Source organism: Mycoplana ramosa, from assembly GCF_041930185.1.
GTDB classification, from domain to species: Bacteria; Pseudomonadota; Alphaproteobacteria; order Rhizobiales; family Rhizobiaceae; genus Mycoplana; species Mycoplana ramosa.
Genome location: NZ_JBHEEW010000009.1, coordinates 171,010 through 187,077, shown reverse-complemented (window position 1 = coordinate 187,077; position 16,068 = coordinate 171,010). Strand labels below are relative to the sequence as shown.

12 protein-coding genes and 1 pseudogene are annotated in these 16,068 nt (G+C 64.1%); 3 read left to right on the top strand and 10 right to left on the bottom strand.

The genetic code is table 11. The features are described from left to right. Positions 1–9: 9 nt before the first annotated feature. The 5 genes from uraH to JNC62_RS13610 all read right to left on the bottom strand — a co-directional run bounded on the left by uraH (position 10) and on the right by JNC62_RS13610 (position 3,704). Positions 10–372, bottom strand: coding sequence for a hydroxyisourate hydrolase (gene uraH / locus JNC62_RS13630; RefSeq protein WP_374839553.1), 363 nt, complete (start codon positions 370–372; stop codon positions 10–12). Continuing rightward, positions 369–899, bottom strand: a complete 531-nt coding sequence (locus tag JNC62_RS13625; RefSeq protein ID WP_374839552.1) for an ureidoglycolate lyase — start codon at positions 897–899, stop codon at positions 369–371. The genes uraH and JNC62_RS13625 overlap by 4 nt, the downstream gene beginning before the upstream one ends. Beyond that, on the bottom strand, positions 892–1,398 hold the full coding sequence (gene uraD / locus JNC62_RS13620) for a 2-oxo-4-hydroxy-4-carboxy-5-ureidoimidazoline decarboxylase (RefSeq protein ID WP_374839551.1): 507 nt from the start codon (positions 1,396–1,398) through the stop codon (positions 892–894). Before uraD ends, JNC62_RS13625 begins: the two co-directional genes overlap by 8 nt. Further along, positions 1,395–2,324: an allantoinase PuuE gene (gene puuE / locus JNC62_RS13615; protein WP_374839550.1), complete on the bottom strand. Its 930-nt coding sequence runs from the start codon at positions 2,322–2,324 to the stop codon at positions 1,395–1,397. Before puuE ends, uraD begins: the two co-directional genes overlap by 4 nt. Positions 2,325–2,504: 180 nt before the next feature. Next, a complete protein-coding gene (locus JNC62_RS13610) occupies positions 2,505–3,704 on the bottom strand; it encodes an NAD(P)/FAD-dependent oxidoreductase (RefSeq protein ID WP_374839549.1) in 1,200 nt (399 codons plus the stop codon). On the opposite strand from JNC62_RS13610, the gene mnmC2 reads away from it, so the two are divergent. Continuing rightward, positions 3,703–4,428: a tRNA (5-methylaminomethyl-2-thiouridine)(34)-methyltransferase MnmC2 gene (gene mnmC2, locus JNC62_RS13605; protein ID WP_374839548.1), complete on the top strand. Its 726-nt coding sequence runs from the start codon at positions 3,703–3,705 to the stop codon at positions 4,426–4,428. The genes JNC62_RS13610 and mnmC2 overlap by 2 nt on opposite strands. Positions 4,429–4,533: 105 nt before the next feature. Here mnmC2 and JNC62_RS13600 read toward each other — a convergent pair whose 3' ends face one another. Next, positions 4,534–8,235 carry a PAS-domain containing protein gene (locus JNC62_RS13600; RefSeq protein ID WP_374839547.1) on the bottom strand — a complete coding sequence of 1,234 codons (3,702 nt, stop codon included), beginning with the start codon at positions 8,233–8,235 and terminating at the stop codon, positions 4,534–4,536. Between the two features lie 227 nt (positions 8,236–8,462). Between JNC62_RS13600 and JNC62_RS13595 the strand changes: the two genes are divergently transcribed. Next, positions 8,463–10,052 (top strand): trimethylamine methyltransferase family protein, encoded by a 1,590-nt coding sequence (locus JNC62_RS13595; protein ID WP_374839546.1) that lies wholly within the window; start codon positions 8,463–8,465, stop codon positions 10,050–10,052. Between the two features lie 16 nt (positions 10,053–10,068). Here the strand turns inward: JNC62_RS13595 and JNC62_RS13590 are convergent, their stop codons facing one another. Next, positions 10,069–10,578 (bottom strand): c-type cytochrome, encoded by a 510-nt coding sequence (locus tag JNC62_RS13590; protein ID WP_374839545.1) that lies wholly within the window; start codon positions 10,576–10,578, stop codon positions 10,069–10,071. Between the two features lie 77 nt (positions 10,579–10,655). Next, on the bottom strand, positions 10,656–11,102 hold the full coding sequence (locus tag JNC62_RS13585) for a host attachment protein (RefSeq protein WP_374839544.1): 447 nt from the start codon (positions 11,100–11,102) through the stop codon (positions 10,656–10,658). Positions 11,103–11,521: 419 nt separating this feature from the next. Here JNC62_RS13585 and JNC62_RS13580 point away from each other — a divergent pair, with 419 nt between their 5' ends. Continuing rightward, entirely contained in the window at positions 11,522–13,060 is a 1,539-nt protein-coding gene (locus JNC62_RS13580) for a DEAD/DEAH box helicase (RefSeq protein WP_374839543.1), read from the top strand. 68 nt (positions 13,061–13,128) lie between these two features. Here JNC62_RS13580 and JNC62_RS13575 read toward each other — a convergent pair. Next, a pseudogene (locus JNC62_RS13575) lies at positions 13,129–13,979 on the bottom strand (DMT family transporter). A gap of 343 nt (positions 13,980–14,322) precedes the next feature. After that, positions 14,323–16,068, bottom strand: coding sequence for an L-arabinonate dehydratase (araD, locus tag JNC62_RS13570; protein ID WP_374839542.1), 1,746 nt, complete (start codon positions 16,066–16,068; stop codon positions 14,323–14,325).

The window sequence follows — 16,068 nt, the reverse complement described above, 5'->3', positions numbered from 1 at the left end:
CATCAACACTCAGCTGCCCCGATAGGTCGAATAGCCGTAGGGCGAGAGCAGCAACGGCACGTGGTAATGCGTCGATGGATCGGCGATGCCGAAGCGCAGCGGTATAAGGTTCAGGAAGGCCGGGTCGGGCAGGTCGACCCCCGTTCGCCGCAGATAGTCACCGGCATGGAACAAGAGTTCGTAGGTGCCGGCCATGAAGCCGACGCCTTCGACCAGCGGCCTGTCGACGCGGCCGTCGGCATTGGTCTTCACGGTCGTGATCCGCTGCCGCTCCTCGCCTTCAAGCCAGAAGAGGTCGATCGTCAGCCCTTCAGCCGGCTTTCCGAGAGCGGTATCGAGGACGTGGGTGGTGAGGCGTCCAGCCTTTGTCATGCGCTTGCTCCGGGATCTTCGATGATGAACGGCCTGTCGTAGAAAAATTCCTCGAGGTTGCCGCCAGGGTCGCTGCGATCGACGACGAGGAAATCGCTGACCGCGCCGACCGTCATCAAAGGGTGATGCCAGACGTTGCGGTGGTAGTTCACGCCCTGCCGTCCGCCGGCGCGAAACACCTGCGGCGTGCCCGGCCGGCCGTTTTCGTCCTCGGCGACGACGACAAGCCAGGGGCGGTTGTCGATCGGCGAAAAGCTCTGGCTGCCGAACGGGTGGCGCTCCATCATGGTCACCGCATAGGGGAACGCCCGCGGGCTGCCGCGAAAGATGTTGATGATGACGTGCGCGCCCTCGCCCACCGCCTCGGCCTCGGCGAGAGCGTGATAGCGCTCCGTCGCGCCGCTATTGATCAGCCGCATCCTTGCCGGATCGGCCTCGATCACCGTGCCGAAGGGCGCAAACGCCGCCTTCGTGAGCGGACGTATCGGAAGGCCGATCGGCGCGGTGGTGGGGGCGGTCTCAGGCATTCGCGTCTCCGGGAAGCTGGGCTTCAAGCCGCAGACGAGCGATGCGCTCGACCTGCGCCTTTGCCGTCTCAAACTCCTGCTCCCGGCTATTGCCGATGCGCATCTCGAAGGCGGCGAGGATATCGTCCTTGGTCAGCCCCTTGACGGCGATGATGAAGGGGAAGCCGAATTTCTCGACATAGGCCGTGTTCAGCGCGGTGAAGCGGGCATGCTCCTCGGTGCTCAGACGGTCGAGCCCGGCGCCAGCCTGCTCCTTGCGGCTGTCTTCCGTCAATTCGCCGGCAATCGCCAGCTTGCCGGCAAGATCGGGATGAGCGCGCAGAACGCCAAGCTGTTCCTCCGGCGTGGCAGCACGGAATTGTGCCGTCAGGGTCCGATGTACGCCGGATGCCGTCAGCGGCTCGATGACGGTTCCAGCGTCGAACGCGCGCTCGGCAATCCAGGGCGAGTGCTCGAACACGCCGCCGAAGCGGGTGATGAAATCCTCGCGTGCCGTCATAGCTCGCCTGCCTTCGGCTTGTGATGTTCGTGCCAGTGGCGGGCAATATCGATGCGCCGCGGCACCCAGACCTTGTCATGCGACATCACGTAGTCGACGAAACGGGCGAGCGCGGCGGCCCGGCCGGGGCGACCGACGAGACGGCAGTGCAGGCCGATATTCAGCATCTTCGGGCTGCCCTCCTTGCCCTCCTGGTAAAGCACGTCGAAGGCGTCCTTCAGGTAGGTGAAGAATTGGTCGCCCGAGTTGAAGCCCTGCGGCGTGGCGAAGCGCATGTCGTTCGTCTCGAGCGTGTAGGGGATGATCAGGAACGGTTCGTCCTTCAGCCCCTTCACCCAGTAGGGCAGGTCGTCCGCATAGGAATCGGAGGAATATACGAAGCCGCCCTCCTCCATCACCAGCCGCAGCGTGTTGGCGGACGGCTTGCCCTGGTACATGCCGAGCGGATGGGAGCCGGTCAGTTCGGTGTGCAGCCGCACGGCGTCGCGGATGTGCTGTCGCTCGATCTCTTCCGGAAAATCCTTGTACTCCAGCCAGCGGTAACCGTGGCTGGCGATCTCCCAGTTCGCCTCCTTCATCGCCGCGACCGCTTCCGGGTTGCGAGCCATGGCCAGCGTCACGCCATAGACGGTGACGGGCACGTTGCGGCTGGTGAAGAGCCGCCACAGCCGCCAGAAGCCCGCGCGCGACCCGTACTCATAGATCGACTCCATGTTGAGGTTGCGCTGGCCGGGCCAGGCCTGCGCGCCGACGATTTCCGACAGCAGGCATTCGGACGCCGGATCCCCGTCGAGCACGCAGCTTTCGCCCCCCTCCTCGTAGTTGACGACGAACTGGACGGCAATGTGCGCGTCTCCCGGCCATAGCGGATTGGGCGACGCGCGGCCATAGCCCACGAAATCGCGCGGATAGGTCAATTCGGACATGATTTCACCCTTGAATCTTCGGGCAAACGGTAGCATCCGCGGGCGGAAAGTCGAGGCAAAATCCAACGTTTCCAATGCTCGATGTCGAAACAGTCGGCTGAAGGATCGCGTTCGCCCGGAACCGCAGCGCCTCCCCCTTGCATTGCCCCTTTGGAACCAAGGCCACCACGGCGTTCCGCCCTAGTGGATGTGGCGCTCAGCTCCCTTGCCACACGCAGAATTCAAATGCGCTTCCACCTTGAAGGACGGCGGCAGCTCTACCTGGCTGCCGCCGATCTCCCCGACGACAAGGCGGGCCAGTTCGTGGGCGATGCCGAAGCTAATCTTGAATCCACCGGTCATCAGGCTGACCGCGGTAAAATCCGGGTGCCGCCCGATCATCGGATCCCGCCCGATCGCCTTCGGTCGCAAGCCGGCCCAGCGCTCGACGAGCGTGGCCGTGCGCAGAACCGGCGCCAGGCGATAGGCGCTGGCGACGACGTCGTTGAGGAGGCTGTCGGTGGAGATGGGATCGTCGAAGCTGTCCTCGCTGGTGCTGCCGACGGCGCAATAGCCGTCTTCATGCGGAACGACAAAGATGCCGCCGTCAAAGACAATCGGGAGGCCCGGATCGATGTCGCCCCGGAAAAGCGCTGCCTGCCCTTTGACGGCGGTTCCGATCATGCGCGCCGGCGCCAGCCCTAGGCTGGAAAAGAGGTCGAAAGTGGAAACACCAGCGGCAAGAACGACATGGCCGAAACCAATACGCCCGCCATCGGCAAGCAGTGCCGTGCGGGTCGCCGGGTCGATCGAATCGACGTTCGCTCCCTCCCGAATGTCCACCCGCGGCATCCCCGCCAAGACGGCACGAAGCACGTGCAGATAGCGGCGCGGCGAGATGTGGCCGGAAAGGCTGTCGAACACGACGCCCGCCGGCATCGCCGCGGCGGCGGGCCAGCCCTGCACCGGGCCGGTGTCGCGAACGGCAAACGAGAAGCGCTTTCCGTCGATGGCCCAGGCTGCGGCCGCATCCTGGGCATGCTTGAGCGCACGCGCGCGATGATGATCGGCAGCGAGTGGTATCAGGCGCCCGGTCCGGCGATAGCCAGCAGAAAGCCCGCTTGCTGCTTCCAGTCCCGCGATCTCCGCCTCCAGCGAGACCAGTGCCTGAAGCTGAAACTGCTTCTTGGCGTTCCAGCGATCCGGTTGGTGCGGCATCAATGCCCCGAGGAGCCCGCCGCTGGCGCCGGCGCCCACGCGGTCGCGCTCCAGGACGAGCACGGAATGGCCGGCACGGGCCGCCATGACCGCCGCCCACAGCCCCATGACCCCGGCGCCGACGATCAGCACGTCCGGTGTCGGTTGACCGGCGGGGCGCGCGCGACTATCGACTGTTGGCATGGCTGAGAACGCTCCTGATACCGCCTCCGCGGCGCACGGATTGACGCTGGACTGGCACGAGGGCGATATGCCCTATTCCCAGGCCTTTGGCGATCATTTTTATTGCCGCACGGATGGGCGGTTGGAATGCGGCCACGTGTTCCTCCACGGGAACGGCCTGCCCCAACGCTGGGCCGAAGGTGGCGACTTCGTCATCGGTGAACTCGGCTTCGGCACCGGCCTCAACCTGTGTGAGACCTGGCGGCAATGGCGCGCTGCCCGGCCGGCCAATGGCTTGTTGCATTTCGTCTCGTTCGAGCGCTTTCCGCTCGCAGGCGCTGCCATCGACCGTGCGCTTTCGCACTGGCCGGAGATCGACCCGGAGCGACAGACCCTTGCCTCGCTGTGGCCGGATTCGCCCCCGGACGAAGGTGAAATTGCCCTCGTTCTCGATGAACAGACGCGGCTGACCGTGGTTTGCGGTGCGGCGCTCGAACGGCTTGCGGACAGCCCGTTCTCCTTTGACGCCTGGTATCTCGATGGTTTCGCACCGTCGCGCAACCCGGACATGTGGTCGGTTGAACTGATGCAGCAGGTGTTTGCCCACACGAGCGACGGTGGCACCTTTGCCACCTATGCCGCCGCCGGCTTCGTCCGGCGCAACCTCGCTGCTGCCGGCTTCGAGGTGGAACGGCGGCCCGGCTTTGCGGGCAAGCGCGAGATGTTGTGCGGGCGGCGCCGGTAGACGTAGAGCGCGTCTCGATCTTTCGGTCTCGCTACGCTTGAGGGCTTTGCTCTTTCGCATTTCTCCCGAAATCGGTTTCCACTTTCGGGAGAGATGCTGCAGGGATCAGTGCAGGGTCGAACCTCTGGCGTCGCGCTTGTCCGTCTTCAGCCAGCGCTGCACCATCTCCTCCAACCTGTCGGTGCTGATCGGCTTCGCCAGGTAATCGTCCATGCCGGACGCGAGGCAGGCTTCGCGATCACCATCAAGCACATGCGCCGTGACCGCAACGATGGGCACCCGTTCGCCGGTTCCCGCCTCGATTCGGCGTATAGCACGCGCCGCCTGATGCCCGTTCATGACAGGCATCGACACGTCCATCAAAATCATGCGCGGCTTCAGCGTCCTGAAGCATTCGACGGCCTGCTCGCCATCGGCCACCAACGTGTAGCTGACACCCGAAGCCTCGAGCAACTGGCGGAAAAGGATCTGATTGACCTCGTTGTCCTCGGCCACCAGCACGTCGATCGGTTCCGCATCCAAGGCGGCGATAGGCCGCGTAAGGGAGATGACGGACGAACCGTCAGCCCGCGGCCCGTTTGCGCCGGCAGGCCTCTGCTGGCGATGGCGAAGGGTGCGTATCACCTCGCACACCGTTTCGCGCAAAAGCCCCGCGCGAATCGGCTTCATCAGATGAGCGTCGATCTCGAGGCCATCAAGGCCGCTGTCCTGTGCCGGTGCTCCCAGGGCGGAAAGTGCGATCAGCGCGGTCGACGGGAAATCCTGGCGGATCGCCTCGATCAGATTACGCCCCTGGGCATCACGCAGGCTCTTGTCGACGATCGCCGCCTCCACGGTGATATCGATTGCGCTGGCTGCGGAGAGCAGTGCAAGCGCCTCCTCGGCATCGGCAATTGCGGTAGCGTCGAAGCCCCATTCCGTCAGCAGCTCGCGAGTGACGCTTCGGGTGGCCTCGTTGCGATCAACAACGATCACCCGGGCGCCGCGGAGGTTGACTGGAACCGCGACATTCAATGCATCTGCGTGCTCGACCTCCATCGGAAGCGTGACGGTGAACACCGAGCCTTTACCGACTACGCTTTCCGCTGAAAGCGATCCGCCGAAAAGCGTGACCAGCCCATCGGTAATCGCAAGGCCGAGCCCGGTCCCCTCGTGACGCCGGGTGGAAGACGCATCAACCTGGGAGAACTTCTCGAACACCGCCGACAGCTTGTCCTCGGGAATGCCGACACCGGTATCCTCGACGCGCAGCGTGATCGCGACCTTGCCGTCCTCAATTCCGGTCGCCGACATGTCGATCCGAACGTGGCCAACGTCAGTAAACTTCACGGCATTGCCGACGAGGTTGGTTACGATCTGGCGGAACCGCCCGGCGTCGCCGACAACGACGACCGGAATGTCGGCCGCGCCGCGCACGACAAGTTCAAGATCCTTTTCCGCTGCCTTCGACGAAAGCAGCGTCGCCACGTCCTCCACGGCCTCCACCAGATTGAACGGCGCCTTGCGCAGGCTCATCTGTCCGGCGTCGATCTTGGAAAAGTCGAGGATGTCGTTGATGATCGTCAGGAGCGCATTGCCTGACTTCACTATGATGTCGATGAAGGTCTTCTGACGCGTGTCGAGGTCGGATTTCGCCAGCAGTTCGGCCATGCCGAGGACGCCGTTCATCGGCGTGCGGATCTCATGGCTCATATTGGCAAGGAACTCGGACTTCGCCTTGTCGGCCGTTTCAGCCCGCAGGACAAGCCGGCGCAACTCGTCCTCGCGCGCCTTTAGCTCGGTGATGTCGGAATAGACGAGAACGATGCGACCGTGCTCGGTGGGCCGCGCTTCCATTTGCAGCCAAATGCCCCGGCCGCTGCGGAAGACGATCGGCATCGGTCGGTCTCTCATCAATGTAGCGAGGAAGTCGCGCGCCTCCACCCGCTGTTCACCGATGTAGCCAAAGATGCCTCGCCGGGCACTGTCCTCGATCAGGTCGGCAATCGGAGCCCCCGGCTGAAGCAAGGCGGGCGGCGCGCTGAACATCGAAATCAGCGCCTCGTTGGCAAGCTCGATGCGACCGTTGTCGATGATCAGCAGACCCTGGCCCATCGCCGACATGGCGTCCTTCACCAGGCTGCCGACCTCTTCCAGCGCGCTGCGCGTCTGGAGCACCTCGCGTTCCCGCTCCCGTCGCTCGGTGATGTCGATATAGGTCAGCAGGCAGCGGCCGCCCGATATGGGCTGGCCGGATTCGATCAGCGTGCGCCCATTGGCATAACTCACCTCGCGGGTGGGGAAGCGGCCGTCGCGCACGCTGCGCAGCCAAGACTCGTGGTCGGTGTCGCAGACGCCCGCTTGAGCCTCGATCGTCTCGCCATGCTCGCGCTTGAAGCGGTGCAATTCGGCGATCGGCCTTTGCTGCAGCGGCGGCAGATCGCCATCCCACAGGCTCTCGAATGCTTCGTTCACCAGTTCGATCGTCGAGTTTTCATCGACGACGACGATCCCGACATGAAGCGACGCGACAATGCTCTCCAGATCCGACTTGATCGCCTCGGCCTGCTGACGGGCTTCGATCAACTGGTCCTCACGCCGTTTGAGAAGCGTCGTGTCTGTGATCGAACTGATGAGATAATTGCGATTGTCGGCCGAGGTGACGCGGTAGGCCCGAGAAATGGTCGGCACGATCGTTCCGTCGGGCCGCCGGAAATCGAACTCGGACTCGATGAGTTCGCCGGTGTCGAGCACCCTCTGGTTTTCGGCGTGAAGCTGCTCACCTTGAAGGGGAAACATCTCAAGCGTGGTCTTTCCTATGATGTCCGCGGCGGTCGACCCGATCAGATCGAGGAAGACCCGGTTTGCGAACATCAACTGCTGTTTCTCGTCACGCACGTAGGTCGCCACCGGCAACTCGTCGAGAAGCGCGCGGTAGAGGGCGATCTCCTGGCCCTGCTGGCGCAACCGCGCCTCGTTTTCCTTCAGCGCGGTCACATCGGAGCGCAGGGCGACGAGCGTGCCGTCGGGACGACGTTGCGTCACAAGCCGCATCCACCCGCCGGCAACCGTCCGGCTGACGCGCTCGAACAGCGGCAACTCGTATTCGGCAAGGCGCTGCTCGATCCAGCTTTCGCGTTCCACCGGATCATCGTCCGACGTCTCCACCTCGTGGAGGGCGCAGAGAAGCCGGCGGATGTCGAGATCCGCATCCGGGACGTCACCGACAAGGGCCCGGTAGAATTCGCGCATGACACGATTGGCGTGCGTCAGGCGCCCGGCTCGGTCAAAGATCGCGACACCCGTTCCGATGGCGTCGAGAACATGCTCCGCCGACGCTTCCTGGGTGGACGGGTCCGCCACGACGGGTTCCGACCCGGTGACGCTCTTGTCGCGTCCTTCCGGCGCCGAATTGCCGCTGAAGGAGATCCCGGCACCATGGGCGAGTGCATCGGCGCGAACGGCAAGCGTGCCGTGGGCCGGAATGAACGTGCCGATCAGGACGGACAGCTCAGCGGAAATGCGCTGGCGCCGCATCGAGATGATGAAGTTTTGGCCGCTTTGCGCATGACAGTAGCGCACCGTCTCGTCGCTGCCGAATACAAGGCAGCGACGCTCATGCTCGTGCCTATCGTGGTGACCGTCGCCTTTACCGATCTCTTCGTCGCTGAGTCCGACGACTGTTTCCTGGCCGATGTTGAAAAGTTCGCAAAACGCGGCGTTGACGGCGAGGTAGCGCATCTCGCTGCCTTTGATGTAGGCCGGTGATGTCTGCGAGTGAATCCGCTCGCAGGCGGCTAACAGCAAATCGTCTTGTATTTCAGCCACTCTGACGCTTCTCAAACAGGGGCGGGAATTCCCATTGGCCGAGTTAGCACGCACAATTTGAACAGATAGTTAAGAGAACCTTGCAGATCGTCCACTGGTTGCGAGGAAGCGTCACACAACTGACAAAACGCATGTCCGTCTGCACGTTTCATTGTCGCAAACGACCGGCTGCTTGCCTCTTTCGTGTGACAGGATATCCAGTATCAATGGACAATCGGGACCACACCATGGGTGACGTTGTAAATCTGGATCTGCATCTCGCACAGCAGGGGTCGGATTCCACGGCCAGGCAACGCAGACGCCAGAACCGCGTTTCCGAGCGCCAGCGCAAGGCGTCCGGAAGTGCGAAATACCTGAACATCACCAACGCGACGACGAGATCGACCGTCCTTTCCGACGATGCGCTTGAGGCCGTCCACAGGGCATCGCTCACCATCCTCGAAGACATCGGCATGGACATCATCCTGCCGGAGGCCAGGGAGCGAATGCGAGCGGCCGGCGCCGATGTGACGCCCGGCACCGATCGCGTACGCTTCGATCGCGGGCTGATCATGGAGATGATCGCCTCCGCGCCGCCGGACTTTACGATCTATGCGCGCAATCCGCTGCGCAACGTCGAGATCGGCGGCAACAACCTCGTCTTCGCACCGGTCGCCTCCGCTCCATTCGTGACCGATCGGCAAGGCGGCCGGCGCGCCGGAAACCAGGAGGACTTTCGCAAGCTGGTCAAGCTTGCCCAGTGCTACGACGTGATCCACACGACCGGTGGCTATCCGGTGGACCCGGTCGACCTGCACGCCTCGGTGCGCCACCTGGATTGTCTGGCCGACCTGGTGACGTTGACCGACAAGGTGTTCCACGTCTACCCGCTCGACCGCCAGCGCACCATCGACGGCATCGAGATCGCCCGCATCGCGCGCGGGATCACCATGGAAGAGATGGAGCAGCAGCCATCGGTCTTTACCAACATCAACACGTCCTCCCCCCTGCGCCTCGACGAGCCAATGTTACAGGGCATCATCGAGATGTCCTCGCGTAACCAGGTGGTCGTCGTCACACCGTTCACGCTTGCGGGCGCCACGGCCCCGGTGACGATTGCCGGCGCACTTGCCCAGCAGAACGCCGAGGCACTGTGCGGGCTGGCCTTCACGCAGATGGTGCGGAAGGGCGCGCCGGTCATGTATGGCGGCTTCACATCCAACGTCGACATGCGAACCGGCGTCCCTGCGTTCGGAACGCCGGAATATATGCAGGCCGTGATCGCCGGTGGCCAGTTGGCGCGCAAATACCGCATTCCCTATCGCAGCTCGAACACCAGCGCCTCCAACGCGCTCGACGCCCAGGCCGCCTATGAATCGGCTTTCTCGCTCTGGGCGCTGACCCAGGGGGGCGGCAACTTCATCATGCATGCCGCTGGCTGGAGCGAAGGCGGGCTTACGGCGTCGTTCGAGAAGTTCATCCTCGACGTCGACATGCTGCAGATGGTGGCGGAGTTTCTCCGGCCGCTGGACACCAGCAACGATGCGCTGGCTCTCGACGCCATACGCGAGGCTGGCCCCGGCGGGCACTATTTCGTGATGCCACACACGCTGGTCCGGTGCGAGACAGCCTTCTATTCGCCGATCCTTTCCGACCGGCGCAATTATGAGGCGTGGTCGGAAGCGGGGCGCCCAACCACCTATGACCACGCCAACCGGGTGTACCAGGAGAAGCTGAACGCCTACGAGCGGCCGTTGCTGGACCCGGCGATCGAGGAGGAGCTCGCCACGTTCGTCTCCAAACGCAAGGAGGAAATCGGCGCGCCGACAGCCTCCTGAGCGCGACCGCGACCGCTCACTTCGATTGGGACGGCGCGCCTTCCGGCATAATGATCGTCATCACCGGGAAGGTTGGCTTCTCGCCGACACCAAGCGGGCCGGGAACCTGGTGGCGAACCGGTTTCATGGATTTCAGGAACGCGGCGATCGCTGCGGCATCCTGCTTCGTCAGCTTTGCGAAGGCGTGCCAGGGCATGATCGGAGCAAGCACACGGCCATCGGGCCTGACGCCTGTCTGCAGGGCGGTGACGATCTCCGCCTCGGTCCACTTCCCGAGCCCCGTTTCGCCATCCGGCGTCAGGTTCGGGCCGACGAACGTTCCCTGTGGCAGCTGGAAGCCGACATCGGACCCGGAAAGAAAAGTCTCGGGCGTCGTCTTGCCGAAGAAATATCCCGGCGAGTGGCAATCGTTGCAGCCACCGAATTGCACGAGATACTTGCCCCGCTCGACAGGCGTTTCCGCCTGCGCAATGCCGACCGGACCAAGAGACAACAAGAACAGCATAAAGACATGATGCAGGCGCATGCGTGGCCTCCCCGAAAGGGCTGCGAGACGATAGCAAGCTTCGTTACCCAACGAAACTCAGGCAAAGGTGGTAGCCGCTACTCGAACATGATCGAACGCACGGACGAAAGCAGCTTCTCCGTGGGCAGGTTCGTGAAGTCCTTGTCGATCTCCGCGGTTGTCTTTTCCCGGCACCTGGCGCCGAGCATCGAGCGCAAGGCGCCAAGGGTTTGCGGCGCTGCGCAGACGATCAGACGATCGAAGGCGCCAGCTTCGGCATAGCACTCCAACTTGTCCGCCACTTCGGCGGTAAAGCGCTGCTGTTCGTCGCGCACCGGATCGCTCGTATATTCCATCGCCGAGCGCCCCGGTCCGTGCGACGAATAGCTGCGCCCCGGCCGATCGCTCATGATGTCCTGTGTCCGTTTCGGCTCGCTCCGGAAAATCTCCTGCTCCGGGCTTTTCTGCCCATCCTTGAGGAAGTTGATGCCTTTCAAAAGGCGGGCCTGATTACCATCGGCGGCGAGAATCCAAGTGCTTGTCATCGTTCACCACTCCTTGCGGATCCTGACCGCGACGTCCTGTCCGCGGTCTTCTGACATCTCGATGCGGTGTGTCGTCTTGATGCAAACGCGAGTTTTTGGCCGGCGTTCCTCCAGCTACGGCCATGCAAAGATGCTGCACCTGCGAAAACTAGCGCTTGACTTTCCAGCCCAAAACCACGACATGGAAATCTGCGTTGCCTTCCGGCCGCCGCGTGAGCGAGCCCTGCGATATCCCCGATTGGATCGCTGAAGAAGGATGCGCGCAAGTGAACTGTTCCGCCACCGCGTGGAAGACTGCGCCACACGCCTCTATCAACCACAAGTTCCCAAATCACGCGGGGTTCTTGACGCCAGACGAAACCGGATCGGCATGGTGCCTGTCCGGCTGACGCGTTTGGCGCCCCGAAAGGCATATTGACTTGACCACTTTTCATGACCTCGGCCTGTCGAAGAACGTCCTTGACGCGCTTGCTGCGCTCGGCTTCGACAAGCCCACCCCCATCCAGGAAAAGGCGATCCCACTGGTACTCGCCGGCAACGACCTGATCGGCCTGGCCCAGACCGGCACCGGCAAGACGGCAGCCTTCGGCCTGCCGATGATCGAGCGCCTGCTCGCCGAGGGCCGCCGCCCCGATCCGCGCAACATCCGCGCCCTCGTGCTTGCCCCGACTCGCGAGCTGGTCAACCAGATCGCCGACAACCTGCGCGATTTCGTCAAGAAGACGCCGCTGCGCGTCGTCACCGTCGTCGGCGGTGCCTCGATCAACAAGCAATCGGAAATGCTAAGCCGCGGCACCGACATTCTTGTCGCCACGCCCGGCCGCCTGCTCGACCTCGTCGCCCGCAAGTCGGTGACGCTGACGCAGGGCCGCTATCTTGTCCTGGACGAGGCCGACCAGATGCTCGACCTCGGATTCATTCATGACCTGCGCAAGATTTCCAAGCTGGTGCCGAAGAACCGGCAGACGCTGCTGTTCTCCGCCACCATGCCGAAGCTGATCGCCGAACTTGCCGGCGAATACCTGACCAACCCGATGAAGGTCGAAGTGACGCCGCCCGGCAAGGCCGCCGACAAGGTGGAGCAGTATGTTCACTTCGTCCCGGGCAAGGACCACAAGACGCAGATCCTCAAGCAGACCCTGACCGACAATCCGGACGGCCTGTCGCTGATCTTCTCGCGCACCAAGCACGGCGCCGAGAAGCTGATGAAGCATCTCGACCACGTCGGCTTCAAGGCGGCTTCCATCCACGGCAACAAGAGTCAGGGCCAGCGCGAGCGGGCGCTGAAGGCGTTCCGCGACGGGGAGATCCGCGTGCTGGTGGCGACCGACGTTGCCGCCCGCGGCATCGACATTCCGGGCGTCACCCACGTCTACAACTACGACCTGCCGGAAGTACCGGACGCCTATGTCCACCGCATCGGCCGCACCGCCCGCAACGGCCGTGACGGCATTGCCATCGCCTTCTGCGCACCCGACGACATTCGCCTGTTGCGTGATATCGAAAGGCTGATGGGCATTTCGATTGCGGTTGCCAGCGGCGAGGCCCCGGCCGACATGCCAGGTCCCGGCGGCAAGTCGCGCAAGGGTCGCGGCGGCAATGGCGGCGGCCAGCGCAACGCCGGCCAGCATCGCCAGCCCCGGCCGCAGGGCCAGGGCGCACGCGGCGCCAATGGCCAGCAGCGCAGTGGCGAACGTCCTGCCGCCGCCCGAATGGATGGCCAGATTGTCGATCGTGGTTTCTCCGACCGTCCGCAGAAGCGGCACGAGCCGCGCCAGGATCGCGGCGAGCTCGCCGCTCATGACGGCGCGCCGAACCGGCACGCCCCCGGCCGCCCCGCCCAGAAGCAGGGTGATCACCGCAACCGCAACCACGGTGGCGGCCGCAACGGACCGAGCAATGGCGGCAATCGCAGCCAGTCGCGCCGGCCGAACGGCCAGCGCCGCGAACACGCGTAGATTTGCTTCTGTCGTGCATGACGATGGCGGGCTTCGGCCCGCCATTTTTGTATCTGGCAAGATGCCCTCTATTCGGCGGGCGCTGCTCGCGTCTCCTTGCGATTGGCGAGATAGACGCCGGCAACGACGATCGCGGTGCCGACGAGCATCGGCACCGTCAGTTCCTCTCCGAAGACGATTGCCGCCTCGATCGCGGCAAGCGGCGGCACGAGGTAGATGAGCGAGGCGGCGCGCGACACCTGGCCCCTGCGGATCAGGTAGAGCAGCACCATCACCGCCCCCATCGAGATACCGAGCACCGACCAGCCCAGCAGGGCCATGAAACCCCAGGACAGACGGATTTCGACCGGCTCCAGCAGGAAGGCGAACGGCAGGGTTACGGCCAGCGCCCCGAGGTACTGCAGCATGGCAATGGCGCGGATGTCGCCGGTATGCAGGTGCTGCTTCTGGTAGATGGTGCCGTAGGTCACCGAGGTCATCCCAAGGATGTTGACGACAAGCGCCAGGGCCGGAATATCGGCGCCGCCGACGCCGGAAAACTTCGGAAGGATGGCGATCGCCACGCCGGCAAAGCCCAGCACGATTCCGATCTTCTGCATCGGCGACAGCCGCTCGCCGATCATGTAGGGCGCCGCCAGTGCGGTCATCAGCGGCTGCAGCGCCGCGATGATGCCGGACAGCGCCGCCGGCACGCCCTGCCCCACCGCCCACCAGACCGCCGCCAGGTAGAAGTCGCGCGGTCCTGCGGCCACCGTACCCCGGCAAGCCGGCAGAGCATGGCAAACAGCACCGCCGCGACCGCATAGCGCACGGAGAGGAAGGTCAGCGGATCGGAGTAGATGGCGCCGAACTTCGCCACCACCCAGCCGGTCGACCAGAGCAGGACGAAGATGGCCGGAGCCAGACGGTCGAGAGACATGGGAACTCCGGTGGGCAGATCATTCGCACGGGGGACGACCGATAGGCCCGGCCAGCACCGCGGTCAAAGCAATAATCCTGATGCTCAGGTTCAACGCGGTTGCGGGTAGCCGGCTGAAGGCGCATCGGCAACCTAGGCAAAGATCGAATGGCACGTTCGCGGCGGCGGTCGCTATTGCGCTGTGCTTTGCGACCACGTGGCCCCCTTCGCGATCCACGGTCAAGAGCATCGCGCCGAGTTCGCGGGCCGTGGCGATGGTCAGCCGGTCAACGGGGTCGACGCGAAAATCACCAGGCAGGTGGACGCTGACGCGGCCAGCGCGTCCCTTAATCCGCCGCTGTTCTCAATGACTGTCGCGGTCCATCGGGATGCCCGCCCCGCGTGCGCCGACGAGGAAGTCGAGGTCGGCGCCGGTGTCGGCCTGCATCACGGTCTTGACGTATAGGCCGCCATAGCCGCCGACCAGCGGTTTGACCGGATTGACCCAGGCGCTGCGGCGACGCTCCAGTTCCTCGTCGGAAACGTGCAGGTGGATCGTGCGGGCGGGAACGTCGACCTCGATCATGTCGCCGTTCTCGACCAGCGCCAGCGGTCCGCCGTCGGCGGCTTCCGGCGCGGTGTGCAGGATAACGGTGCCGTAGGCAGTGCCCGACATGCGCGCATCGGAAATGCGGATCATGTCGGTGATACCCTTTTTCAGCACCTTCGGCGGCAGTCCCATGTTGCCGACCTCGGCCATGCCCGGATAGCCCTTCGGCCCGCAATACTTCAGCACCATGATGCAGGTCTCGTCGATGTCGAGATCGTCGCGGTTGATGCGGGCGTGGTAGTCCTCGATGCTTTCGAAGACGACGGCGCGGCCCTTGTGCTGCATCAGGTGCGGCGAGGCCGCGGACGGCTTCAGCACACAGCCCTTCGGCGCGAGATTGCCGTGCAGCACGGCAATCCCCCCCGACTTCGTCAGCGCCTTTTCGCGCGGCACGATCACGTCGTCGTTGTAGTTGACCGCATCCTTGACGTTATTCCAGATCGTTTCGCCCGTGACGGTGATGGCGTCCTTGTGCAAGAGCCCCATCTCGCCGACCGCCTTGATGACCACCGGCAGGCCGCCGGCATAATAAAACTCTTCCATCAGGTACTTGCCGGACGGCTGCAGGTTGACGATCGTCGGCACGTCGCGCCCGAGTCGGTCCCAGTCGTTGAGCGTCAGGTCGACGCCCACCCGACCGGCAAGCGCCAGTAGGTGCAGGACGGCATTGGTCGAGCCGCCGACGGCGCCGTTGACGCGGATGGCGTTCTCGAACGCCTGCCTGGTCAGGATGTCGGATGGCTTGAGGTCTTCCTTGACCATGTCGACGATGCGCCGACCGGACAGCTGCGAGATCACCCGGCGGCGGGCGTCGACGGCGGGGATCGCCGCATTGCCGGGCAGCGTCATGCCCAGCGCCTCGGCCATCGAGGCCATGGTCGAGGCCGTGCCCATCGTCATGCAGCTGCCTGCCGAGCGGGCCATGCCCTGCTCGGCATCCATGAATTCTTCCAGCGTCATCTCGCCGGACTTCACCATCTCGGAGAACTGCCAGACGGCGGTGCCCGAGCCGACATCCTTGCCGCGCCACTTACCGTTCAGCATCGGGCCGCCGGAGACGAGGATCACCGGAATGTCGACCGAAGCCGCGCCCATCAAGAGGCTCGGCGTGGTCTTGTCGCAGCCGCCGAGCAGCACGACGCCGTCGACCGGATTGCCGCGGATAGCCTCCTCGACGTCCATCGCCGCGAGATTGCGGAACATCATCGCCGTCGGGCGCAGCGTGCTCTCGCCGCAGGAGAAGACCGGGAATTCGACCGGAAAGCCGCCGGCCTCGTAGACGCCGCGCTTAACGCGTTCGGCGAGGTCGCGCAGATGCGCGTTGCATGGCGTCAGCTCAGACCAGGTGTTGCAGATGCCGATGATCGGCCGCCCGTCGAAGGTATCCGCCGGCAACCCCTGGTTCTTCATCCAGGAGCGGTGCATGATGGCGTTCTTGCCGGTCCCGCCGAACCAATCCTGCGAGCGCAGCTTGCGCGGCCATTCAGCTTTCTTCGTCAT